The organism is Endobacterium panacihumi (assembly GCF_050847465.1).
Lineage (GTDB): Bacteria > Pseudomonadota > Alphaproteobacteria > Rhizobiales > Rhizobiaceae > Neorhizobium > Neorhizobium panacihumi.
Genome location: NZ_JBOZRA010000002.1, coordinates 397158 through 419162 on the forward strand (window position 1 = coordinate 397158; position 22005 = coordinate 419162).

Sequence of the window (22005 nt, forward strand, 5' to 3'; positions counted from 1 at the left end):
TCGTGGAGGAGGAGCCCGATGCACGGTTTCAAGCAGGGCACGGTGCGCCAATGACTTTACAGCCGACGGCGCATGCTGATCATGTCTATTCAAGCGCAACCGGCAATGCGGCGGCGGCGAGTTCTCCCGTTGTCGCTTCCTGGCGACGTTGCATGGTCATGCATCATCTGGCGCCGGAAGATGATCGTCGGCCGATGCGCCTCACGGAAGCGCAGTTCCGGCAGGCCCGGGAAGCATCCGGGCGCCTGATCGCCGAAGCGAGCGACGAGCTTGACCGGCTGTTTTCCACGGTCGGCCGTTCAGGTTGCTGCCTGCTCCTGACGGACAGAAACGGTGTCGCTCTTGAGCGACGCGGTGCCGTCGGCGATGACAAGGCCTTTCACGATCTGGGACTGTGGACCTCTTCCGTCTGGACCGAGGCCAGCATCGGCACAAATGGCATCGGCACGGCTCTGGCCGATGAACGTGCGGTCTCGATCTTTCGCGACCAGCATTTCTTTTCGTCCAATATCCGGCTGAGTTGCACCACGGCGCCGATCCGCGATCATCGCGGCGAACTGGCCGCTGCGCTTGACATCTCCACCTGCCGCGAGGACGTCAGCGAAACAGTGCTGTCGATCATTTCCCAGACGGTGCGGGATGCGGCTTTGCGCATTGAACTCAACCTCTTCCGCTCCGCTTTTCCCGGCGCGCGTTTTCTGATGGTGCCGCAGGCGGCGCACAACGCGGCAGCGCTGATTGCGGTCGATCGCAACGACATGGTGATCGGCGCCACGCGCGCGGCTCGGCTGGCGCTGAAACTCGATGATGTCCGCATCGCCGCCGGTATCCCGGCTGCGGATGCACTCGACGAAGGCGCTGGCGATGGCGTACGCGATCTGGTGGAGGCAGAGCGTGCCGCTCTCACGCGCGCGCTTTCTCGTGCCAACGGCAATGTTTCGCAGGCGGCCATTGCGCTTGGTATGAGCCGCGCCACCCTTCACCGCAAGATGAAGCGTTTCGGACTGCATTGATCTGATCCTCGATTGCCGCGCTGCGGCATGGTTTGTGCGGGGCGACTGTCGCAGCCTTGCGACACTGTGCGCCGCCATATCGCGTCCCCTTGCTTTTCGTCAGGCATGACGAAGCACAGATTTCCTTCCAAGCGCGGTCTTCCATGGCCGGTCGCGATTGTGAAGCTGGATATCAGGGAGGATAATTCCATGCTGCATCAGAAAATCGTCGAGTCTCCGTTCAAGCTCAAATACGGCAACTATATCGGTGGCGAGTGGAAAGAACCGATCGGCGGCAAATATTTCGACAACATCACCCCCGTCACCGGGGCCAAGGTCTGCGAAATCCCGCGCTCCGACGAAAAAGATATCAATGCCGCGCTCGACGCTGCCCATGCCGCCAAGGACAAATGGGGCCGTACCGCGCCTGCCGAACGTTCCAACATTCTCATGAAAATCGCACAGCGGATGGAGGACAAGCTCGAGGTCCTTGCGCAGGCGGAAACCTGGGACAACGGCAAGCCGATCCGCGAAACCATGGCGGCCGATATTCCCTTGGCGATCGACCATTTTCGCTATTTCGCCTCCTGCATCCGCGCGCAGGAAGGCTCGATCGGCGAAATCGACAACGATACCGTCGCCTATCATTTCCATGAACCTCTTGGTGTCGTCGGCCAGATCATTCCGTGGAATTTTCCGATCCTGATGGCCGCCTGGAAACTGGCGCCGGCGCTTGCCGCCGGCAATTGCGTCGTCATCAAGCCGGCCGAACAGACGCCCGCCTCGCTGCTGGTCTGGGCGGAAATCATCGGCGATCTTTTGCCGCCGGGTGTCTTGAACATCGTCAACGGTTTTGGCCTCGAGGCCGGCAAACCGCTGGCGTCCAGCCCGCGCATCGCAAAGATCGCCTTTACCGGCGAAACGACGACAGGCCGGCTGATCATGCAATATGCCAGCCAGAACCTCATTCCCGTCACGCTGGAGCTCGGCGGCAAGTCGCCGAACATCTTCTTTGCCGATGTGGCCAATGAAGACGACGATTTTTTCGACAAGGCACTCGAAGGTTTTGCGATGTTCGCTCTCAACCAGGGCGAGGTATGCACATGCCCCAGCCGCGCGCTGGTGCATGAAAGCATCTATGACCGCTTCATGGAGCGGGCCGTCAAACGTGTCGAAGCCATCGTGCAGGGCAACCCGCTCGATGCCGCCACGATGATCGGTGCTCAGGCATCCACCGAACAGATGGAAAAGATCCTCGCCTATCTCGACATCGGCAAACAGGAAGGTGCGGAAGTGCTGACCGGTGGTTCGCGCAACGATCTCGGCGGCGAGCTTTCCAACGGTTATTACATCAAGCCGACCGTGTTTGCCGGCCATAACAAGATGCGCGTTTTCCAGGAAGAGATCTTTGGGCCGGTCGTTTCGGTTGCGAAGTTCAAGGACGATGCGGAAGCGCTGTCGATTGCCAACGACACGCTGTACGGCCTCGGGGCCGGTGTGTGGACACGTGATGGCAACCGCGCCTATCGTTTCGGCCGGGAAATCCAGGCAGGGCGTGTGTGGACCAATTGCTACCACGCCTATCCGGCGCATGCGGCGTTTGGCGGCTACAAGCAGTCCGGCATCGGTCGCGAGACCCACAAGATGATGCTGGACCACTACCAGCAGACCAAGAACATGCTGGTGAGCTATAGCCCGAAAAAGCTCGGCTTCTTCTGACGATCGGCCTGAATTCGCCTCGCCGGGCTGCAAATGGCGTCTTCTGCGCTTCCGGTGCTCATGGACATTTAGTCCGTTGCGCTCCGGTTCTCGAAGCCACCATTTTCGCCACGGCGGGACGAATTCCGGGCTCGATCGTCGACGTCGGCGATCTGTTCCTGCAGAACGCACCTTCGGAGAGACCTGCGATGGCGCGGCATATGTCTTCTTGCCGTTTTGACGGGGAGAAAGTGGCGGAGCGAAAGCGCGCCGGATGAGGGGCAACAGAATCCGCAACGGCCCAGCCGCCCCATCCTCCTGAAAGGATTTTCATGGAAACCACCATCAACGGCGAACCGCGCGTGACCGCTACCGATGCGGCACTTGCCCTCATCACCGAAATACAGGCGGATTACCCAAGCATCCTGTTTCACCAGTCGGGTGGCTGTTGCGACGGGTCTTCGCCGATGTGTTATCCGGCCGATGATTTCATTGTCGGCGATCATGACGTGAAACTGGGCGAGATCGGCGGCGTGCCGGTCTTCATCAGCGCCAGCCAGTTCGAGGCGTGGAAACACACGCAACTGATCATCGATGTCGTGCCGGGCAGGGGCGGCATGTTCTCGCTCGACAATGGCCGTGAAAAACGCTTCCTCACCCGCTCGCGCATGTTCGGCGGCGGCGAGGCCTGCGCGGTGCCGGCTGCGCGGACCTGATTGATAAAACCATCCGGGGCGCCTCCCGGCCCCGGCGCGGGACGACCGCAACGGGAAAGGCAGCGGTTGATCGGCATGCGGCTTCAGCGGGGCGGTGTGTATGGTCCCGTCTGTGCCCGTTGCCGGTCGTCCCCGGCGTTTGTTGCTTCAAGAGCGGCGCGTTCCCATGCTCTGGAAACAGGACAGAATCCGCCCTTGGCGATCTTCGATTTTCAAAAAACGCCCGCTGTCGTTGCGGGTTATGCGGCCGGGGCACGCCCTGTGCCTCCTAATTTAATTTTATAATGGCGCACGACGTGCCCCGTTCGGTGGTTTTTCCGCGCAACTCCGGTCCTTCTGCGGCGGCTCGCTGTTATTGGTTATTAGATCGAGCCGGTTTGTGTGCGACACACGCACGCCCCGCCATCTTTCAGGCGAGAGGAAGACCATTTTCTGCGCAGCCCCGCATGGATCACCTGCATCAGGGCGTCCCATGCGATCACCGGCTCTATCTCGCCGGCAATGCGGACCGGTGTAGCCGAAACAGAACGCGTTGAGTGTCGCACGACCCCGAAATGTGGGGATGAAATTAGATACAAGATCTTGATTTTGTTGGACCGAAGGGTGTCGGCTCGAGGAGAAAATATTCTGTTTGCGACATTGAGTGCCGTTTTTGTTGTGTAATGGCGGAGGTGGCATCCTCTCTCCTCTACGTCATCCCGGCCTTGAGCCGGGATCCAGCCACCGCGCGTCTGCGCGGTGAGAGAACTCTTCCTTCGAGGTGACCGTTAGCGAATCTATCGCGCCGCAGACGCGGCGCTGCTGGATCCCGGCACAAGGCCGGGATGACGGCGATATACCCCTGCAAACGCTTCGGGTCTTTGAGAACGGTCTCACAACAACGACGCATTCCAACCCGAAAGAACGATGCCCGCCTTTTAGCGTTTGCCGGCCGTCAGGCAGAAAAACGCGCCCTGCGGATCAAGCGCCTGCACGATCCAGCTGCCGCCGGGCACTTCCACCGGGCCGTTGACGATCTGCCCGCCGCCCGCGGTGATACGCTCGATCGCGGAATCGATGGCATCAACGATGAAATAATAACACCAGCAGGGCATCGGCACGCCTTCCGGCTTCGTCATCATGCCGCCGGTCATGTCGTTATTGTGAGCAAAGATGCGGTAGGTGCCCATCGGTCCCATGTCCACGTCGTGATCCTTGGTCCAGCCAAAAATTTTCGAATAGAACGCGAAGGCCTCTTCGCCATTACCGGCATAAAGCTCGCGCCAGCCGACATTGCCGGGATCGTATGGCCCGAGCTCCCGCGGTGGGTTTTCCGGCGGGATCGGCGTCATGATGCAGAGCACTGCGCCGTGCGGATCGGCGACCACGGCAAACCGGCCAATGCCCGGAATGTCGTCCGGCTCGCGCTGCACGCTGCCGCCATGGCCGATGTAATCGCGGCAGGTCTGATCGACATCATCGACGGCGACGTAACCCGTCCAGTTCGGCGGGATTTGGCCTTCCAGTTCCGGCGGAAAGGTCATCATCCCGCCAATACCGGGGCAGTTTTCGCCTTCTCCCATTTCGAAGAGGTAATAGGAGGGCATATCCGGCACGGACATTTCATTGATCTTCCAGCCGACTACGGAGGAATAGAAATCGCCGGCGGTGCTGGTGTCCGAGGTCATCAGCTCGCACCAGATGAATTTGCCGTGCGTTTCGGATTTCGTGTTCGAAGCGGTCTGCAGCATGTGTTTCTCCTCCCGTCCGTCTGCGGGTCAACCCTGGTTCAAGCTCAGCGTTTGCGTGTGTATTCCAGGTCCTGAAAAGTCTTCCAGCTGCCGTCCGGCTGTTTTGTCGCCGAGGTGAAAAACCGGTGGTCGTTATCCTGAAAGATGATCTGTTCCCGGTATTCGGCTATTCGGCCCTCAATCTCGCAATCCGGGCCGGTCGTATGGAGGCTGAGTGTGTTGCCATCGCCGGAAAACTCGCCTTCGTAAACCCATAACATGCTTACCATCGAGCCGATCCATGTGCCGACATATTTGCGCTTGTCCGGATCGTAACCGACGGTCAGCACCGTCCTGGCGGTGCCGCCGGGCACATCGCCTTCGCCCTCGGCGACGTACCACATGCCGTCCAGCGAACGGCATTTTTCGGTCCAATTCGCATCGGGGCCGGTGACCGAGGATTTGACATCCCAGGTGCCGACCATGCGCTCCAGCGCAAAATGTTCGGTCTGCGGTTTATAGAGTTCGACTTCGCTCATCGTTCTCTCCTTTTCGGGTTCGAGCAGGTGGGCGGTGTGGCTGTCGGCGCTCAAGCCTTGCGATGGTAATGGGCTTCCATGAAATATTTCCAGCTGCCGTCGGGCTGTTTGGCGCTGGACGTGAAGGTGCGGTGATCCTCGGTCAGAAAGGTGATCTGCTCACGGTAATCGGCCAAACCTTCACCGGTCATCGACGGGCCGGTCGTGTAGAGACTAAGGGTTCTGCCGTCCGGTTCGGCATCGCCTTCATAAACCCAGAGATTGTCCATCATGGAGCCGAGCCATGTGCCGACATATCTGCCCTTGGCCGCATCATACCCAAGGGTGAGAACAGTGGTGGCCGGGCCTTCGCCGCCCGGCATGTCGCCCTTGCCTTCGGCAATCACCCAGATGCCGGCGAGCGAGCGGACGGTTTCGACCCATGGTGTTCCGGCGCTCATCTCCGAGGTGACATCCCAGGTACCGAGCATTTTGTCGAGAAAGGCGTGTTCAACACGCGGTTTCGCCATTGTCATCGACATGTCTTCCTCCCTTTGTCGTTTTGTTTCAGACGGTCTCAATGGCAGCAGGATGAACCCGCCTTGTCGGCCTTCTGTTCGTATTCGTCATGGCGCTTGAGAAAACTCATGGTCGAGGTCTCGTTGCGTCCCCGCGGCGCGCGATCGAGCAGCATCAGCGTGCCGCAGACTTCCTCGCCGCCACGGCCATAGGTGGAGTAGGTGTGAAAGATTTCGCCGGTCGCGGGGTCGCGGTAGAAAGAGGACATGCCGTGTTCCTCGTCGGCGATCTGGTCGGTCGGCACCTTGCGATAATTGTATTCGACGCTGCCGGAGGCCTGATCTTCTGCCGAAAACGACACATCGTAATCGTAGTTGAATTCGCTTCCGAAGGACGACACCCAGGGAAAATTCCAGCCCATGCGATGGCGATAGGCCTCGATCTTGGACAGCGGGGCGCGTGAGACGGCGACCCAGGTGACGTCGTGATTGTTGAGATGCGGCAACGCGCCTTCGATATGGTCGCAGAAAAAGGAGCAGCCGATGCAGCCCTCATCCCAATCCGGGCCGAGCATGAAATGATAGACGAGAAGCTGGCTGCGGCCTTCGAATAGTTCGTGCAAAGTTTTCCGGCCGGTCTGGGTGTCGAACGTGTAATTCTTGTCCACCTTCACCCATGGCAGCGCCTGACGTGCGGCCCTTACCTTGTCGCGCAGGCGCGTTTCTTCCTTCTCCAGTTCCAGCAGTTTCAGTCGGGCATCGCGCCATTCGTCGGGATCGACAACGGCATTCTTCGGAGAAATGCTGACATCCATGTTCAAGCCTCCTCAACCTTGACAGAATAAGTTGATATCAACATGATTATCTCATGCTGTCAAACATTGAGTCGATTCCATTCTCCACAACCTTGCATGTGCGCGACACATGCCTGTGTCTGCATGTGCAGCGCGCGGCGCGTGCGCTGGCGCGTCGTTTCGACGTGGCGATGAAGCCGATCGGGCTCAACAATGGGCAGTTTTCACTGATGATGTCGCTCAACCGTCCGGTGCCTGCGACGATGAAATCCGTCTGCGATGTGCTGGCCATGGACCGCACGACGCTGACGGCGGCGCTGAAAATCCTCGAGCGAAGAGGGTTGGTCAAAAGCGCGGTCGACCCGAAGGATCGGCGCGGAAAACTGCTGACGCTGACCGATGACGGCATGGCGATGCTGACGGCAGCCCTGCCGATCTGGGTGAGGGTTCACGGCGAAATCGATGTTGAACTGGGTGAGGGTGGCGCCGACACGATCCGTCAAACGCTTCTGCCAATCCGCTGAAAACATTGAAATGGCGGCATCTTCGCTGCAGTGCAAAAACTGTGAACAATTTGTGTACGAAATAGTACATACATTCTCTTGCAATTTTGTCGCAGGCGGCATTATACCGCATGCGCGGGCTTCAATCGGCTCGCCGTTATTTGCGCAGGGGAGGGCGCAACTGGCGTCCACGAAGTCCTCGCAAGGACGCTCCCGACCCGCCGCTCGCTCAGTGAGCTGGCAAGCCGCCGGCGCTCCTTCGACAGCAGCACGGTTAGCGCAATTGATCCTGTTTCCCGCTCCTGATGCCGCCGAGGCCTTCGTTTGTAGACTCTGTCCTATTCGAAACTGGAGCTAGAGATAAAATGAAAGCCTCTCAGGGCGCCCTGTCCGCGATCGCCAAGCTTTGGCTGGTCGTGCTCGGTGCCGTTCTCGTTCTCGCGGGCCTGTTTTTCGCCGTTGGCGGCGGCAAGCTCGTTTCACTCGGCGGCAGCTGGTATTTTTTGCTGGCGGGCCTCGCCATCATTCTCTCCGGCGTGCTGACCATTCTGCGCAAGCCGTCCGGCGCGCTACTGTTCGGCCTCGTTACCATCGCCACACTCATCTGGGCGATCTGGGATGCCGGGCTTGATTTCTGGCCGCTGATCTCGCGCCTGCTCGCCTTCGGCGTCGGCGCAACCGTGATCGCGCTCACGTATCCCCTTCTGCGCAAGGCTGCCGGCAAGACACCTCTCTATCTGCCGTCGTTTGCCCTCGCGGCAATCCTCGCTGTTGCTTCTGTCGCCGGTTTTGCAGGCATGATGGTGCCGCATCCGACCGTCGCCTTTACCGGTACGCCTGCTGCCCTGACGCCGGTCGATCCGGCCAAGGAGCAGAAGAACTGGGAAGCCTATGGCAACACGTCCGGCGGTTCGCGTTTTGCTGCACTCGACCAGATCACCCGCGACAATGTCGCCAATCTTCAGGTCGCCTGGACCTACAATACCGGCGACACGCCGATCAGCCCCGGCGGCAATGGTGCCGAAGACCAGCTGACCCCGCTTCAGGTGGGTGACCGGGTGTTCCTGTGCACGCCGCACAACAATGTCATCGCCATTGATGCCGATACCGGCAAGGAAATCTGGAAAAACGAGATCAACGCCAAGTCCTCGGTATGGATGCGTTGCCGTGGTCTTGCCTATTTCGATGCCACGCAGCCGCTCGTCCAGCCGACAGCCGACGGATCGACCCCGGTCACACCGGCAATCGTTGCCGAAGGTGCGCTTTGCCAGCGTCGTATTCTGATGAACACCATCACGGCCGAGTTGATCGCGCTCGATGCCGATACCGGCGCATTTTGCCCGGATTTCGGTGTGAATGGCCGCGTCGACCTGAAGGTCGGCCTTGGTGATGCACCGGATCCGAGCTATGTGCTGACGTCTGCGCCAACGCTTGCCGGCACCACGGTCGTCGTTGGCGGTCGTATCGCCGACAACGTTCAGGTCGACATGCCGGGCGGCGTCATGCGCGGTTTCGATGTCATCACCGGCCAGTTGCGCTGGGCATTCGATCCGGGCAATCCTGACATCACCGGCCTGCCGCCGGAAGGCCAGACCTATACGCGCTCGACGCCGAATGTATGGGCCGCGATGTCCTATGACGCCGCGTCCAACACCGTGTTCATGCCGGTCGGCAGCCCGTCGGTCGATCTTTACGGCAAGACCCGCAGCGATCTCGACCACAAATATGGTGCGTCCATGCTGGCGCTCGACGCCACGACCGGTCGCGAAAAATGGGTCTACCAGACCGTTCACAACGACCTGCAGGACTTTGACGTGCCGATGCAGCCGTCCTTCATCGATTTTCCGAAGGCGAATGGCACGACAGTTGCGGCACTGGTGTTCGGCACCAAGGCCGGCCAGATCTTTGTGCTCGACCGCGCCACCGGCAAGCCGCTGACGCAGGTGGATGAGGTTCCGGTCAAGCCCGCCAACATCCCGAGCGAAAAATACTCGCCGACCCAGCCGATGTCTGTCGGCATGCCGCAGATCGGCGCCCAGACGCTGACCGAAAGTGACATGTGGGGTGCAACGCCGTTCGACCAGTTGCTGTGCCGCATTGCCTTCAAGGGCATGCGTTATGATGGCGTGTTCACCGCGCCGGGTACCGATCTGGCCCTCAATTTTCCGGGCTCGCTCGGTGGGTTGAACTGGGGCGGTATCTCCACCGACCCGACCACAAACACCATTTTCGTCAACGACATGCGCCTTGGTCTCTGGGTGCAGATGACGGAAGCCGCACCCACCAATGCCGTTTCCAACGGTGGTGAGGCGGTCAATACCGGTATGGGCGTGGTGCCGATGAAGGGCACGCCTTATGCGGTGAACAAGAACCGTTTCCTGTCGGCGCTCGGCATTCCCTGCCAGGAGCCGCCTTTCGGTTCGCTGACCGCCGTCGACATGAAGACGCAGAAGATCAAGTGGCAGGTGCCGCTCGGTACGGTGCAGGATACCGGTCCGTTCGGCATCAAGATGGGGGTTCCGATCCCGATCGGCATGCCGACCATCGGCGGGTCGCTTGCCACCCAGGGCGGTCTCGTGTTCTTCGCCGCCACGCAGGACTATTACCTGCGCGCGTTTGACTCGGCGACGGGCAAGGAAGTCTGGAAGGCCCGTATGCCGGTTGGCAGCCAGGGCACACCGATGACCTACAAGTCGCCGAAGACCGGCAAGCAATATGTGGTCATCTCGGCCGGTGGTGCGCGTCAGTCGCCGGATCGTGGCGACTACGTGATCGCGTATGCGCTTCCGAACTAAGTTTCGGCTGACGCCATGAAACAAAGATGCCCGGTGATGAGCCGGGCATTTTTCGTGTGCGGATTACCTCGCGGCTATTCCCGCCTTGTGGACATCCTCGAATTTCAGTCCGAACCGGGCGAGATATTTGCTCAGGCGATCGGCGTCGTTGGAGCTTTTTTTCTCCAGCCTCGAATGCGCAAACAGTGCGCGACCGGCGGCGCTTGCCGTCGCATGATCCCGACAGGTTTTCAGCACCGATGCCAGCTGCGCCACCTCGAAAAGGTCGAGCGCGGCCGCGCGTTCCGCACCGATCACGTCGAGCAGAAGCTCGTCGTCGGCGTGTTTCGGCGTGTCGAGCCCCCAGGCGGTTTTCAGCCGTAGAACCTCGTCGCTGACCACGTCGACGGTGATGCGGCCTTGCGGCGCCAATGTTCCCATGCGGGTGATCGAGGCGGACAGGTCGCGGAAATTGGCGCTCCATGCGGCGTCCGGCCCGGTCGCGAAAGACAGGTAACGTTCGCGCGCCTCCTTGTTGAAGGTGACGTTCTGGCCCTCGCGTTCCAGAAACCGCTTCAGCTCGAAATCGAGATTGGGTTCGATATCCTCCTTGCGTTCGCGCAGTGCGGGCAGCTGAAAGGTCCACAGGTTGAGGCGGGCAAACAGGTCCTCGCGAAAACGGCCTTTTTGGACTTCCTGACGCAGGTCGCGGTTGGTGCCGGCGATCAGCTGGAAATCGGCGGAAGTCTCCCTGTCGGCGCCGACGGGCAGAAAACGTTTTTCCTCGATGGCGCGCAGGCACATGGCCTGTTCGTCGAGGCCAAGTTCGCCGATTTCGTCGAGAAACAGCACGCCCTTGTCGGCGGATTTCAGAAGGCCGGCGCGTTCGCCCGAGGAGCCGGTAAAGGCGCCTTTCACATGGCCGAACAGGGCGGACATCGCCTGATCGCCACGCAGCGTGGCGCAGTTCACTTCCACGAAGGGGCCAGTCACCTTTCTCTGTGCCTTCTTCAGCTCGTAAATCCGTTTCGCCAGCTGTGATTTTCCGGCACCCGTCGGTCCGGTCAGGAAGACAGGTGCGGTGGAGCGCATCGCCACGCGTTCGATCTCGTCGATCATGCGGTTGAAGGCGGGGTTGCGGGTGGAGATGCCGGATTTGAGGAAAGAGGTCGCCTCGTCGCGCTCGGAGGCAAAACGGGTGGCGATCTCGTCGTAACGGGAGAGGTCGAGATCGATGATCGCGTGGGTGCCGGCATAATCCTGACCCGGCTCACGATCGCGCGGCGGCGAAAGCTGCAGCAGCCGCCCGGGGATGATGCGGGCTTCGGTCAGCAGGAACCAGCAGATCTGCGCCACATGCGTGCCGGTGGTGATGTTGACGAGATAATCTTCCGCATCCGGATCGAAATCATAGGCGCGGGCGAAATCGCGCAGCTTTGTATAGACCTCGGAGAAATCCCAGGGGTCGGAAAAGTCGATCACGTTTCGCCGCACCTCGGTGGCGGGCGAGACGGTTTCGATATCGCTGACGACCGTTTGTGCCAGTCGGTCGAAATTGGTGTCGTGGATCAGTTCGACGCGATCGAAGAACAGGCCGGGCTGCTGGGTGAGGCCGACATTGGGTCGCCAGCGGTTCCAGCGATCCTCACGTTTGCCGATATCGAGATTGCTTCCGAGGATGCTGATGGCGACGCGGCGTTTCATTGTTTATCCAATAGTATAAGCTCTATATCTAAAGATAGGATATGCGGAGCGAGCGGATTTGGCAAATTTCCAGACCGCCGAGAATGGCGATTTTTTATCCTGTTTAAAATCAATTAGATAAAAGAAAATTTCGTAACGGGCATTCGAGCCGGCACCAAACTGGCACGCGTCTTGAAATGTATCTGGCACAACCGAAACAAAGAGGTGCTGCCATGGTGAACAAGGCAATCTTCAAATCCTATCTCGGCAAGCTTTTGCCCGGCACGAACACCGTCAACCACGAAGGCGCACCTGCCTATGCGCTGAGCGCCCGTGAGGCGCTGGCTCAATATGCCGTGACCGGCACGTTCAACGACACCTTTTATGCCGGTGCCGGCGAGCAGCTGGAGGGCGTGGTGAAGCTGGCAGCCGAGGTCGAGCCGGAATTCCTGGCAAAGCTTGCGGTCTATGCCGCCGAAAAGGGCCATATGAAGGACATGCCGGTCATGCTGCTGGCCATGCTTTCCGGTCTGGAAAGCGATGCCTTTGCCCGCGCTTTCCCGCGTGTGGTGAAGAGCGGCAAGATGCTGCGCGGTTTCGTCCAGGTCATGCGGTCCGGCACGGTCGGGCGCAAGTCGCTCGGAACACGTCCGAAAAAGATGGTGCAGGCATGGCTGGAAAGCCGCACGGTGGAACAGCTTCTGCAGGCCATGGTCGGTAACGACCCGTCGCTGCCGGATGTGATCCGCATGGTGCACCCGAAGCCGAAGGATGAGGCGCGCGCGGCGCTTTACGCCTGGGCGATCGGTAAGCCGTATGATGTGGCCGCATTGCCGGCCGAGGTGAAGGCCTTTGAGGCGTTCAAGCGGGATACGACGCTGGCCTTGCCGCCGGTGCCGTTCCAGATGCTGACGTCTCTGGAGCTGACCAAGGAACAATGGGCCGAAGTCGCGCTGAAAGGCTCGTGGCAGATGGTGCGCCAGAACCTCAACACATTTGCCCGGAAGGGCGTGTTCGAGGTGCCGGGCGTGGCTGAAAAGCTGGCGGCAAAGCTATCCGACCCGGAAACGGTGCGGAAGGCCCGGGTGTTTCCCTATCAGTTGCTGGTCGCCTGGCAGATGACGGGTCACACGATCCCGCCGGTCGTTGCCGATGCGCTGCAGGATGCGATGGAGGCTGCAATCTCCACCGTGCCGACCTTCGGTGGCAATGTCGTGGTCTGCCCGGACGTTTCCGGCTCCATGGGGTCGCCCGTGACCGGTTATCGTCCAGGCGCGACTTCGACGGTGCGATGCATCGATGTCGCGGCACTTGTCGCCGCGTCTTTCCTGCGACGGAACCGGTTTACGCGGGTTCTGCCGTTCGAAAACCACGTGGTGCGCGTGCAGCTCAACGGTCGCGACAGCGTCATGACCAATGCCGCGAAGCTGGCAGCGGTCGGAGGTGGCGGAACCAATTGTTCCGCTCCGCTGAAGCTCTTGGCCGATGAAAAGGCCAAGGTCGATCTCGTCGTTTTCGTCTCGGACAACCAGTCCTGGATGGATGCGCGCGGCGGCGGTCAGGCAACCGGCATGATGCGCGAATGGACGCGGATCCAGAGGCTTAACCCGGCTGCAAAGCTGGTCTGCCTCGATATCCAGCCCTATGTCCAGACCCCTGCAAAGGGTGCGGATGTGCTCAACATCGGCGGTTTCTCCGATGCCGTTTATGGCGCGATCACCAGCTTCGCGGCCGGAAAATCCGGCCCGGACGAGTGGCTGCGTCGGATCGAGGCGATCGATCTCTAAAAACCGTCCTGCGCTTTAAGTGAAAGGCGCAGGGCACCGTGACGAATGCCGGATGGAACTACAGACTCCTAATCTCCAGGTCGCGGGTTCGAATCCCGCCGGGTTCTCCACTTTATGGTCCCGTAGCTCAGCGGTCAGAGCAGGCGTTCCACCACCTTTCGTCGTCACGGACGAATTTGAAATGACTTGAATGACTTGGCGAATGCCGGAAGAAACTACATCGCTTTATCCGAAAAATGTTTCTTCTGATTTTTTAGTCGCCATGACCGGAATGAAAGAAATGAAGCGGCGAATGCCTGCGAAACTACAGCCTGTCACGCTGGGGCGGATGCGTCTGCCTCATGTTTCGCAAACCCTTGTCGCCGCACAGAGAAGGACAGAAATGGAAATGCATGGCGAATGCCTTGGGAACTACATCCAATCCATAGGTGGCGGGTTCAAATCCCGCCCGGTTCGACATGATCGGCCGGTAGCTCAGCGGATAGAGCGGTGGAAATTGTTTCCAAAACACCTCGTCGCCATGACCTGAAATACCGTGGCGAATGCCGGGGAAACTACATCGGTAACCCGTAAGGGTCGCGGGTTCGAGGCCCGCACCGCAGATGTGCCGAAAGGTGTGGACGCGGAAGTTTCTTCAATACTGGTCGCCACGACCGAAATGCAGCGGCGAATGCCGGACGAAATTACAGCCGCCACCATAGGGTGGTCTGATGGGTTCGACTCCCATCTCTGGCAGCGCTCTCTGGCACGGGCGGGGCCACCCGACTTTCGTCCAACCTCGTCGCCGCTGCTGGTTTTTTGAAGAAAATGCCGGGCGGAATATGCCGCCCGGCAGTCGTACACCGAATGAAATAGAAGGACTGCAAACGCAGAAAAGAAGATGATTGAGATCGTAAGCGGACAGGATTTGATCGATGCAGGCATGCCGCAGGGCAAGTGGTTTCGCCCGGCGCTCGATGCCGCCAACAAGGTGCTGAGCGAAGGTGGTTCGATGGATGTGGCCATGGCTGCAGCCCGCGCTTTCCAGCCGGCACCAACTGTGCCGCTGCGACTGGAAGGCGATATCGAGATCTATTCGAACATCCGTGCTGAAAACGCCTTCGAGCAGGACAATGTCGAGAAGGTGAATGCCACGATGCGCGCGCTTGCGCGTACCCCGGTTGTACGTGCCGCCGCCATCATGCCTGATGCCTGCCCGGCGGGGCCGGTCGGTACCATTCCGGTCGGTGGTGTCGTCGCCTCCGAGGCGATCCATCCGGGCATGCATTCGGCCGATATCTGCTGCTCGATGGCGATCTCCGTGTTTCCGGGCGTTGATCCTAAGGCGTTGCTGGATGCCATCCATTCCGTGACCCACTTTGGTCCGGGCGGACGTGCAGCCGATCAGCGGATCAAGCCGTCGGAAGCGACACTCGCTGCCTTCCATGAGAACCCGTACCTTACGGGTGCGGCGCTGAATGTCGGCATCGAGCATTTTGGAACGCAGGGGGATGGTAATCATTTCGCGTATGTCGGCACGATGAAATCGACCGGCGAAACGGCGCTTGTGACCCATCACGGTTCGCGTGCTCCGGGTGCCCGGCTTTATGAGCGTGGCATGAAGGTTGCGAACAAGTTTCGCGAGCAACTGTCTCCCGAGACCCATCGGGACAATGCTTGGATTCCGGCGGATACCGAGGAAGGCGATCTTTATTGGTCGGCTCTCCAGATCATCCGTCAGTGGACCAAGGAGAACCATTATATCCTGCACGACATGGCCGCGGAAAAACTATCGGCAAAAGTGTCGGACCGGTTCTGGAACGAGCATAATTTCGTGTTCCGGAAGTCGGATGGTCTCTTCTACCACGGCAAGGGTGCGACGCCGGCCTTCGATGGCTGGGCGGAGGATGCGACCGATCTGACGATCATTCCGCTCAACATGGCGGAACCGATCCTGATCGTGCGTGGATCGAACGCTGCACACGGCCTTGGCTTCTCGCCGCATGGCGCGGGCCGCAATTTTTCGCGCAGCGCTCATATCCGTCGCCTTGGCGAGGAATATGGTGCGGATCAGCGTGGATTGAGCCCGAACAACATCGCCGAGATCATGGCGAAGGAAACGGTGGGGCTGGATGCGCGCTTCTTCTCCGGCAATGCGGATATTTCCGAACTGCCGAGCGCCTACAAGTCGGCCGCGAACGTGCGGGCCCAGATCGAACATTACGGCCTCGCCGAAGTGGTCGACGAGGTGATCCCGTTCGGAAGCATCATGGCTGGCGACTGGCAGAAGGATGCACCGTGGCGCAAGAAGAAGCGCCGTTGAATGATGAGGCAGGGGGCGAAAGCTCCCTGCTTTCCGTTTTGCGTATTTTTGAACTTGGAATGTCTCTAAAACATCCGCGTTGACCCTTCGAAGCCCTGTTCATTAAGTGGACTTGTTTTGTCATATTAATGTCGGGGGACATGATGCAGTATCTCGTTGAGCCGGGGCCCCAGCTCGATCGCCACGCCGTGACGCGCATGGCAAAGCCTACCATTTCAAGCCGTTGCATGGCTCTGGCGCTTGCCGGAACCGCACTCGGTTTTTCGCCCGCCGCTTATGCGCAGGAAAGTGAGGAAACGGTTCTTGAGCAGCTCGTGGTGACTGCTTCCGGCTTCGCCCAGAACGTCAAGGAAGCGCCGGCCAGCATTACTGTGGTTACCCGCGAGGAACTTGAAAAGGGCGCCTATCGCGACCTGACCGACGCGCTGCGCGAAGTGCAGGGTGTCGCCGTCACCGGTGTTGCCAATGAGAAGGACATCTTCATCCGTGGCCTGCCGGGCTCCTACACGCTGATCCTCGTCGATGGCAAACGCCAGAGCACGCGTGATGCGCGCACCAACGGCAATTCCGGCTACGAGCAGAATTTCATGCCGCCGGCCGCCGCCATCGAGCGGATCGAAGTCGTGCGCGGACCGATGTCGTCGCTTTACGGCTCCGATGCCATGGGCGGTGTCATCAACATCATCACCCGAAAAGTGTCCGATGTCTGGTCGGGCAGCGTCAGCGCGGATGCGACGGTCCAGCAGCATTCGAAATTCGGCAATTCCGGGCAGACATCGTTTTATGCCAATGGTCCGGTCATTCAGGATACGTTGGGGCTGCAGATCTGGGGCCGTGGCCTGACGCGTTCTGAGGACAGGTTCCTCAGCGGCACGACATCGGCCAAGGAATTCGATCTCACCGGTCGTCTGTCGCTGACGCCCAACGAAGATCACGACATTATCCTCGAAGCCGGCCGCCAGAACGTGCGCCGTGAGGCATCCCCGCCCAACACGCTGGCTGCCGGTGCCAACGGCACCTATAACCAGAACGGTCGCGATCACTGGTCGCTTTCGCATACCGGTCGCTGGGGACCGACGACCTCGGAATTCTCCATTCTGCAGGAATGGGCACAGCGCGAGAATTACACCTTCAATCCGTCCCGCGATGCCTTCGACCGCAACGCGCGCGCACCGGAAATCCGCAACACGGTGATCGACGGCAAGTTTACGACCCCGTTCGAACTGCTCGGCTCGCATACGCTGGTGACAGGCGGCCAGTATTTTGAGGCGCATCTGCGTGACCAGAATCCCGGCCGCCGCACCGGCGTGACGGAAGCATTTTCAGCGACGCAATGGGCGATCTTTGCCGAGGACGAATGGCGCATCTGGGATGATTTTGCGCTGACGGCGGGCCTGAGAAGCGACCATCACGAGGAATACGGTTATCACCTCAGCCCGCGTCTCTACGGTGTCTGGAACGCCACCAATGAACTGACCATCAAGGGTGGCATCTCCACCGGTTTCCGCGCACCGGATATCCGCAGCATCGCGCCGGGTTATGCCTATACGACGGGCGGCGGCGGTTGCTCCTACGGCCCGACCGGCACCTGCGGCGTCATCATCGCCGATCCGAGCCTGAAGGCAGAGACCAGCAAAAGCTACGAGATCGGTGCCCTTTGGGACAATGGCGATGTCAGCCTCGGCGCCACCTATTTCTACACCGACTTCAAGGACAAGATCGCCAATGCACTGGTTCTCGATGGCGCCGGCAACCCGGTGCGCTGGAGCGAGGACCCGAACTATCGCCTCTGGTATAATTACAATATCGATGACGCGATCATTCAGGGGCTGGAACTGACCGCCACCTGGCATGCGACAGCAGATCTCTCCTTCCGCGGCAGCTACACCTATACGCATTCGGAACAGCAGACCGGTGCCTATGCCGGCTTCCCGCTTGCCCGCACACCGGAACATATCGCCAATGTCCGTGCCGATTGGATCACCCCCGTCGAAGGACTGGAGGCATGGGTTTCGGTCAACTATCACGGCGAGGAAATCGCGTCGGGCGCGCGTATCGGTACCAATGGCACGCCGGTGACGATCAATGGCGCCGCCGGCCGAAAATACGATCCCTACACGATGGTCGATTTCGGCGCGAAATACGCGGTCAATGACAGTGTCACGGTCAACGGTGCCATCTACAACGTCTTCGACAAGAAGGTGGAGCAGACCGACTTCAACACCACGATGGAAGGTCGCCGTTTCTGGCTGAGCGTCACCAAGACGTTCTGATTTCGATGGTCACGTTTTGACGATGAAGGCCAACGCGAAAAAGCTTCGCGTTGGCCTTTCCTGTTTCTGCGCAGACGGTTTATCGCTTGCGCGATACCCACAGTTCACCCGCGCGTTTCAGGCAATCATCGAACCTTGCCTGCGGATCGCCGGACAAAGCCAGAAACGCGACTGCCGCCGTTTTCACGATCACCGCCTCGGCCCAGTCGTCCCGGGCCGCGCCGGACCAGATCGCCTGCCAGTATTCGCGCTGGGTCAGCATGCCGCTGGTGCCCGGCTTGAGCTTCTTTCCGGCGGGCACGGTCATGTCGGCATCCACGCCGGACGTCATGCGAAAAATCTTGACCATGCGGCCGGGCGTATATTCCGCCACATCGCGTACCGAGCCGATCAGGGCTATATTGGGCAGGTCGAGGTGTCGTGCGACATCGCGGTAGAGATCGCGGCGGGATGACTGCGATGCTCCAAGGATCGACGTTTTTGCGCTCAGCGGATTGATCATGTGAATGGCGGAATGCAGCGGATTGCGCATTTCGAACATCGCGTGCAGGCCGAGAAGCGCACGCGTCTGCGGGGCCAATGCCGCCAGCGGGGCAAAGGCGATGCCCTGCGTGCCAAGCGCGGTACTGGCCTCGGCAAGGGTCAGGCAAACCGGAATGCCGGCATCCTCGGCCGCCACCTCCAGTTTGCCGCTCTCCGGTCCGCTGCCGTAATGGCCATGCAGCAATACCTTGTAACCCGCCATGGCCACCAGCCGCGCCGCGTGCAGAAACCATGGCGCGGTACGCACTTTGGGTGACATGTAAACCGGCCAGTCGAGATCCGGCCGCGTGAACCTTGCGGGGAGAGCGATCGTTGCGCGGATCGCCTCGGCAAAGCCTGCCAGTTCGCTGGCGCTTGTGCCGCGATAGTGGATCGTCATCAGCAGTGCGCCGATCTGCATCGGATCGGCCTGACCGTCGAGGATGAGCGAAAGTGCGTCACGCGCCTCGTCCTGTGTCAGCGGCCGGCTTTGGCCCGGGCCCGGTGCTGTGGTCGCGATATAACGCGCCAGACGCCGGTGCGGGTCGGCATTGTCGCCGATCGCGGCAATGCGAATGGCCTTGCTGCGTGGGGTCGGGGCCGCTTCGAGCTGATCTGCGGGCGTGACGGATAGCGGTACGATATCGGTCCGGGTTTCGACAGACCATGCATCCGTGGCGGTCGGGATTTCCGTCACCGCAGCCTCGGGTGCACGGGCGGTAGCGATCGGTGTCGGTGACAGCGGGGTGCCGCCATTTGCCGCCAGCAACAGTTCCGTTTCCGATGCCAGCCCTCTCACGCGCAGGCGCAGGGATTCGGCGAAAGGCGTCGGCCGCATGCCCTGCCCGGTGCGGATGAAGATCGGATCATCGTAGAGCTTGCGCAGTTCGGACAGCATGCGGCTTACCGCCGACACCTGCAGTTTCAGGCTGGCGGCGGCACGGCTGACACTGCCTTCGCGCAACAGCGCATCGAATGCGACCAGCAGCTTGACCTGATTGAACGATTCCGCGCCGCTGTCATCCACCTGTCTGCCGAGGCCGTGCCCGCCACTTCCCATGCCTGCCTTTTTCCTCATGCCGATGATTTGTCCGAGACGCAATTTAGATCGTCTCTAAATGACTTCGGTTGACCCACACATTTTCCCTACATAAGTGTACACAATCACTCAACTTAAGTTTCGGCGGATAACGCAGCATTGATCCTGATGCAACAGGGCCGCCACAAAGGGACATGACATGATGACGTTGAAACGGCCTTTCCGATTTGCCATGGCTTTGATGGCCGGCGTCATTTCCGTCGGAGCGGGCGGCTTCAGCGCACATGCCGCCGATGTCACGATCAAGCATGCCAAGGGTGAAGCAACCTTTTCCGAAACGCCGAAAAAGGTCCTGACCTTCGACCTCGCCACGCTCGACACGCTGACGGCGCTCGGGGTCGATGTCGCTGGTGTACCGGGCGGCAACAAGCCAGATTATCTGTCCAAATATGCCGGCGATGACGTCGCCAAGATCGGTACGTTTTTTGAGCCGGACTATGAGGCCGTCAACGCCGCCGAACCGGATCTGATCATCGTTGCCGGCCGTTCCAGCGCCAAATATGCCGACCTCGCCAAGATCGCACCGACAATCGACCTGACGGTCAAGGCAGAACGTTTTCTGCCCGAAGCGCAGGAAAACGTCCGCAGCCTCGCCAAGATTTTCGGCAAGGAAAAGGAAGCGGAAGCACTTCTCGAAAAGCTTGCCGCTTCGACCGCCGATCTCAAGTCGAAGGCTGGCCAGCAGGGCAAGGCGTTGCTGGTGCTGACCACCGGCGGCAAGATGAGCAGCTATGGACCCGGCTCGCGCTTCGGCATGCTGTTTTCCGATTATGGTTTCGTGCCGGCGGAAGAGACGGGCGCCAAGGGAACGCATGGCAACCCGACCTCCTACGAATACATTCTGGAAAAGAACCCCGACTGGCTGTTCGTGATCGATCGTGATGCCGCGATCGGCCGTGAGGGTGCCGCCAAGACGATGCTCGATAACGATGTTGTCGGCCAGACGACGGCCTGGAAAAACAACCATGTCGTCTATCTCGACCCGACAGCATGGTATCTCGTCGGCGGTGGTATCACCTCCATGCAGAACACCGTCGATCAGCTTTCCAAGGCGATCAGCACGAACTGACGTCTATCCATCCACGTCGTTCGCTGAGTGAACCGCGCTCCCCCCGCGCGGTTCACCCTTATCCGGAATAGCTGAACTTGCCGCTGAAACTGTTTCTGCCCGCCCTGTTCTTGACCTTCGTGCTGGCCATTGTCAGCGTGTTCGTCGGCGTGCGCGATGTTTCGCCGCTTGCTCTGTTTTCCGGCGCGGCGGACCAGCGTGACCTGATGGTGCTGGCGGCGAGCCGCGTGCCGCGCACGATCGCGCTTCTTCTGGCCGGTTGCGGCATGGCGATTGCCGGCACGATCATGCAGATGCTGGCGCGCAACCGTTTTGTCGAACCTTCGACGGCCGGCACGGTGGAATCGGCCGGACTCGGCATGCTGACGGTGCTGCTGATCGCGCCCGATATGCCGGTGATCCTGAAAATGCTGGTGGCGGGCGCATTCGCCATGGCCGGCACGGCGCTGTTTCTTTCCATCCTGCGCGCCATTCCGCTGCGCTCGATCCTGATGGTGCCGCTGGTGGGCATTATGCTCGGCGGCATGATCAGTGCCGTGACGACGTTTTTCGCCTACCGGTTCGATCTTCTGCAATCGATGGGGGCCTGGGCCAGCGGTGATTTCTCCATCGTTCTGCGTGGCCGTTACGAAATCCTCTGGATCGCCTTCGCCCTGACGATCACCGCCTATATCGCCGCGGATCGCTTTACCGTCGCCGGCATGGGGGAGGACTTTTCCAGCAATCTCGGCCTCGATTATCGCAAGGTCATGACATTGGGCCTGGTCATCGTCTCGCTGGTGACTGCCTGTGTGGTGGTGACCGCCGGTGTCGTGCCGTTTCTCGGGTTGATCGTGCCGAATGTCGTCAGCATGATCATGGGGGACAACCTGCGTCGCAGCCTGCCATGGATCGGCCTTTGCGGTGCGGCACTCGTACTGGTCTGCGATATCATCGGCCGAGTGATCAACGCGCCGTTCGAAATTCCGGTCGGTGCCGTGCTCGGCATCGTCGGCAGTGTGTTCTTCCTCTATATGCTTCTGGGGAGGCGCAACCGTGTCGCCTGAAG

At 60.1% G+C, this 22005-nt stretch carries 17 protein-coding genes; 11 read left to right on the plus strand and 6 right to left on the minus strand.

Translation table 11 applies throughout. The features are described from left to right. The first annotated feature begins 50 nt into the window (after positions 1-50). The 3 genes from ACRQ1B_RS13660 (at position 51) to ACRQ1B_RS13670 (ending at position 3406) form a co-directional block, all read left to right on the plus strand. A complete protein-coding gene (locus tag ACRQ1B_RS13660; protein WP_432294230.1) occupies positions 51-1013 on the plus strand; it encodes a helix-turn-helix domain-containing protein in 963 nt (320 codons plus the stop codon). Between the two features lie 189 nt (positions 1014-1202). Next, complete coding sequence (gene adh, locus ACRQ1B_RS13665) at positions 1203-2711, plus strand: aldehyde dehydrogenase (RefSeq protein WP_432294231.1); 1509 nt, start codon at positions 1203-1205, stop codon at positions 2709-2711. 311 nt (positions 2712-3022) lie between these two features. Next, positions 3023-3406 (plus strand): DUF779 domain-containing protein, encoded by a 384-nt coding sequence (locus ACRQ1B_RS13670; RefSeq protein WP_432294232.1) that lies wholly within the window; start codon positions 3023-3025, stop codon positions 3404-3406. A 917-nt stretch (positions 3407-4323) separates the two neighbouring features. On the opposite strand, the gene ACRQ1B_RS13675 is transcribed toward ACRQ1B_RS13670, so the two are convergent. Genes ACRQ1B_RS13675 through ACRQ1B_RS13690 form a run of 4 tightly spaced genes read right to left on the minus strand, consistent with a single transcriptional unit; the run spans position 4324 to position 6966 of the window. After that, complete coding sequence (locus tag ACRQ1B_RS13675) at positions 4324-5136, minus strand: VOC family protein (protein ID WP_432294233.1); 813 nt, start codon at positions 5134-5136, stop codon at positions 4324-4326. A gap of 44 nt (positions 5137-5180) precedes the next feature. Then, the gene (locus ACRQ1B_RS13680) at positions 5181-5654 is read right to left on the minus strand and encodes a DUF1579 domain-containing protein (protein WP_432294234.1); all 474 of its coding nucleotides are present in this window, start codon (positions 5652-5654) and stop codon (positions 5181-5183) included. A gap of 50 nt (positions 5655-5704) precedes the next feature. After that, positions 5705-6169 carry a DUF1579 domain-containing protein gene (locus ACRQ1B_RS13685; RefSeq protein ID WP_432294600.1) on the minus strand — a complete coding sequence of 155 codons (465 nt, stop codon included), beginning with the start codon at positions 6167-6169 and terminating at the stop codon, positions 5705-5707. A gap of 41 nt (positions 6170-6210) precedes the next feature. Then, complete coding sequence (locus ACRQ1B_RS13690; protein ID WP_432294235.1) at positions 6211-6966, minus strand: DUF899 domain-containing protein; 756 nt, start codon at positions 6964-6966, stop codon at positions 6211-6213. Between the two features lie 56 nt (positions 6967-7022). On the opposite strand from ACRQ1B_RS13690, the gene ACRQ1B_RS13695 reads away from it, so the two are divergent. Next, positions 7023-7469 carry a MarR family winged helix-turn-helix transcriptional regulator gene (locus ACRQ1B_RS13695; protein WP_432294602.1) on the plus strand — a complete coding sequence of 149 codons (447 nt, stop codon included), beginning with the start codon at positions 7023-7025 and terminating at the stop codon, positions 7467-7469. 344 nt (positions 7470-7813) lie between these two features. Then, positions 7814-10243: a glucose/quinate/shikimate family membrane-bound PQQ-dependent dehydrogenase gene (locus tag ACRQ1B_RS13700; RefSeq protein ID WP_432294236.1), complete on the plus strand. Its 2430-nt coding sequence runs from the start codon at positions 7814-7816 to the stop codon at positions 10241-10243. A 63-nt stretch (positions 10244-10306) separates the two neighbouring features. On the opposite strand, the gene rtcR is transcribed toward ACRQ1B_RS13700, so the two are convergent. Beyond that, positions 10307-11926 (minus strand): RNA repair transcriptional activator RtcR, encoded by a 1620-nt coding sequence (gene rtcR / locus ACRQ1B_RS13705; protein ID WP_432294237.1) that lies wholly within the window; start codon positions 11924-11926, stop codon positions 10307-10309. Between the two features lie 212 nt (positions 11927-12138). Between rtcR and ACRQ1B_RS13710 the strand changes: the two genes are divergently transcribed. The 4 genes from ACRQ1B_RS13710 to ACRQ1B_RS13725 all read left to right on the plus strand — a co-directional run bounded on the left by ACRQ1B_RS13710 (position 12139) and on the right by ACRQ1B_RS13725 (position 18267). Continuing rightward, positions 12139-13692, plus strand: a complete 1554-nt coding sequence (locus ACRQ1B_RS13710) for a vWA domain-containing protein (protein WP_432294238.1) — start codon at positions 12139-12141, stop codon at positions 13690-13692. 202 nt (positions 13693-13894) lie between these two features. After that, positions 13895-14221 (plus strand): hypothetical protein, encoded by a 327-nt coding sequence (locus tag ACRQ1B_RS13715; protein ID WP_432294239.1) that lies wholly within the window; start codon positions 13895-13897, stop codon positions 14219-14221. Positions 14222-14572: 351 nt separating this feature from the next. Beyond that, positions 14573-15994: an RtcB family protein gene (locus ACRQ1B_RS13720; protein WP_432294240.1), complete on the plus strand. Its 1422-nt coding sequence runs from the start codon at positions 14573-14575 to the stop codon at positions 15992-15994. Between the two features lie 197 nt (positions 15995-16191). Further along, positions 16192-18267 (plus strand): TonB-dependent receptor domain-containing protein, encoded by a 2076-nt coding sequence (locus tag ACRQ1B_RS13725; RefSeq protein WP_432294241.1) that lies wholly within the window; start codon positions 16192-16194, stop codon positions 18265-18267. A 79-nt stretch (positions 18268-18346) separates the two neighbouring features. Here ACRQ1B_RS13725 and ACRQ1B_RS13730 read toward each other — a convergent pair whose 3' ends face one another. Then, a complete protein-coding gene (locus tag ACRQ1B_RS13730; RefSeq protein ID WP_432294242.1) occupies positions 18347-19867 on the minus strand; it encodes a glycosyl transferase family protein in 1521 nt (506 codons plus the stop codon). A gap of 160 nt (positions 19868-20027) precedes the next feature. Here ACRQ1B_RS13730 and ACRQ1B_RS13735 point away from each other — a divergent pair, with 160 nt between their 5' ends. Together ACRQ1B_RS13735 and ACRQ1B_RS13740 are read left to right on the plus strand one after the other, a co-directional pair. After that, a complete protein-coding gene (locus tag ACRQ1B_RS13735) occupies positions 20028-20957 on the plus strand; it encodes a siderophore ABC transporter substrate-binding protein (RefSeq protein ID WP_432294243.1) in 930 nt (309 codons plus the stop codon). A gap of 83 nt (positions 20958-21040) precedes the next feature. Continuing rightward, positions 21041-22003 carry an ABC transporter permease gene (locus ACRQ1B_RS13740; protein ID WP_432294603.1) on the plus strand — a complete coding sequence of 321 codons (963 nt, stop codon included), beginning with the start codon at positions 21041-21043 and terminating at the stop codon, positions 22001-22003. The last annotated feature ends 2 nt before the right edge of the window (positions 22004-22005 follow it).

What these genes read in the sequence shown, in the direction of transcription:
- ACRQ1B_RS13660 (WP_432294230.1), top strand. Translation starts at nt 51, where the DNA reads ATGACTTTACAGCCGACGGCGCATGCTGATCATGTCTATTCAAGCGCA.
- adh (WP_432294231.1), top strand. Translation starts at nt 1,203, where the DNA reads ATGCTGCATCAGAAAATCGTCGAGTCTCCGTTCAAGCTCAAATACGGC.
- ACRQ1B_RS13670 (WP_432294232.1), top strand. Translation starts at nt 3,023, where the DNA reads ATGGAAACCACCATCAACGGCGAACCGCGCGTGACCGCTACCGATGCG.
- ACRQ1B_RS13675 (WP_432294233.1), bottom strand. Translation starts at nt 5,136, where the DNA reads ATGCTGCAGACCGCTTCGAACACGAAATCCGAAACGCACGGCAAATTC.
- ACRQ1B_RS13680 (WP_432294234.1), bottom strand. Translation starts at nt 5,654, where the DNA reads ATGAGCGAAGTCGAACTCTATAAACCGCAGACCGAACATTTTGCGCTG.
- ACRQ1B_RS13685 (WP_432294600.1), bottom strand. Translation starts at nt 6,169, where the DNA reads ATGACAATGGCGAAACCGCGTGTTGAACACGCCTTTCTCGACAAAATG.
- ACRQ1B_RS13690 (WP_432294235.1), bottom strand. Translation starts at nt 6,966, where the DNA reads ATGGATGTCAGCATTTCTCCGAAGAATGCCGTTGTCGATCCCGACGAA.
- ACRQ1B_RS13700 (WP_432294236.1), top strand. Translation starts at nt 7,814, where the DNA reads ATGAAAGCCTCTCAGGGCGCCCTGTCCGCGATCGCCAAGCTTTGGCTG.
- rtcR (WP_432294237.1), bottom strand. Translation starts at nt 11,926, where the DNA reads ATGAAACGCCGCGTCGCCATCAGCATCCTCGGAAGCAATCTCGATATC.
- ACRQ1B_RS13710 (WP_432294238.1), top strand. Translation starts at nt 12,139, where the DNA reads ATGGTGAACAAGGCAATCTTCAAATCCTATCTCGGCAAGCTTTTGCCC.
- ACRQ1B_RS13715 (WP_432294239.1), top strand. Translation starts at nt 13,895, where the DNA reads ATGCCGGAAGAAACTACATCGCTTTATCCGAAAAATGTTTCTTCTGAT.
- ACRQ1B_RS13720 (WP_432294240.1), top strand. Translation starts at nt 14,573, where the DNA reads ATGATTGAGATCGTAAGCGGACAGGATTTGATCGATGCAGGCATGCCG.
- ACRQ1B_RS13725 (WP_432294241.1), top strand. Translation starts at nt 16,192, where the DNA reads ATGGCAAAGCCTACCATTTCAAGCCGTTGCATGGCTCTGGCGCTTGCC.
- ACRQ1B_RS13730 (WP_432294242.1), bottom strand. Translation starts at nt 19,867, where the DNA reads ATGAGGAAAAAGGCAGGCATGGGAAGTGGCGGGCACGGCCTCGGCAGA.
- ACRQ1B_RS13735 (WP_432294243.1), top strand. Translation starts at nt 20,028, where the DNA reads ATGATGACGTTGAAACGGCCTTTCCGATTTGCCATGGCTTTGATGGCC.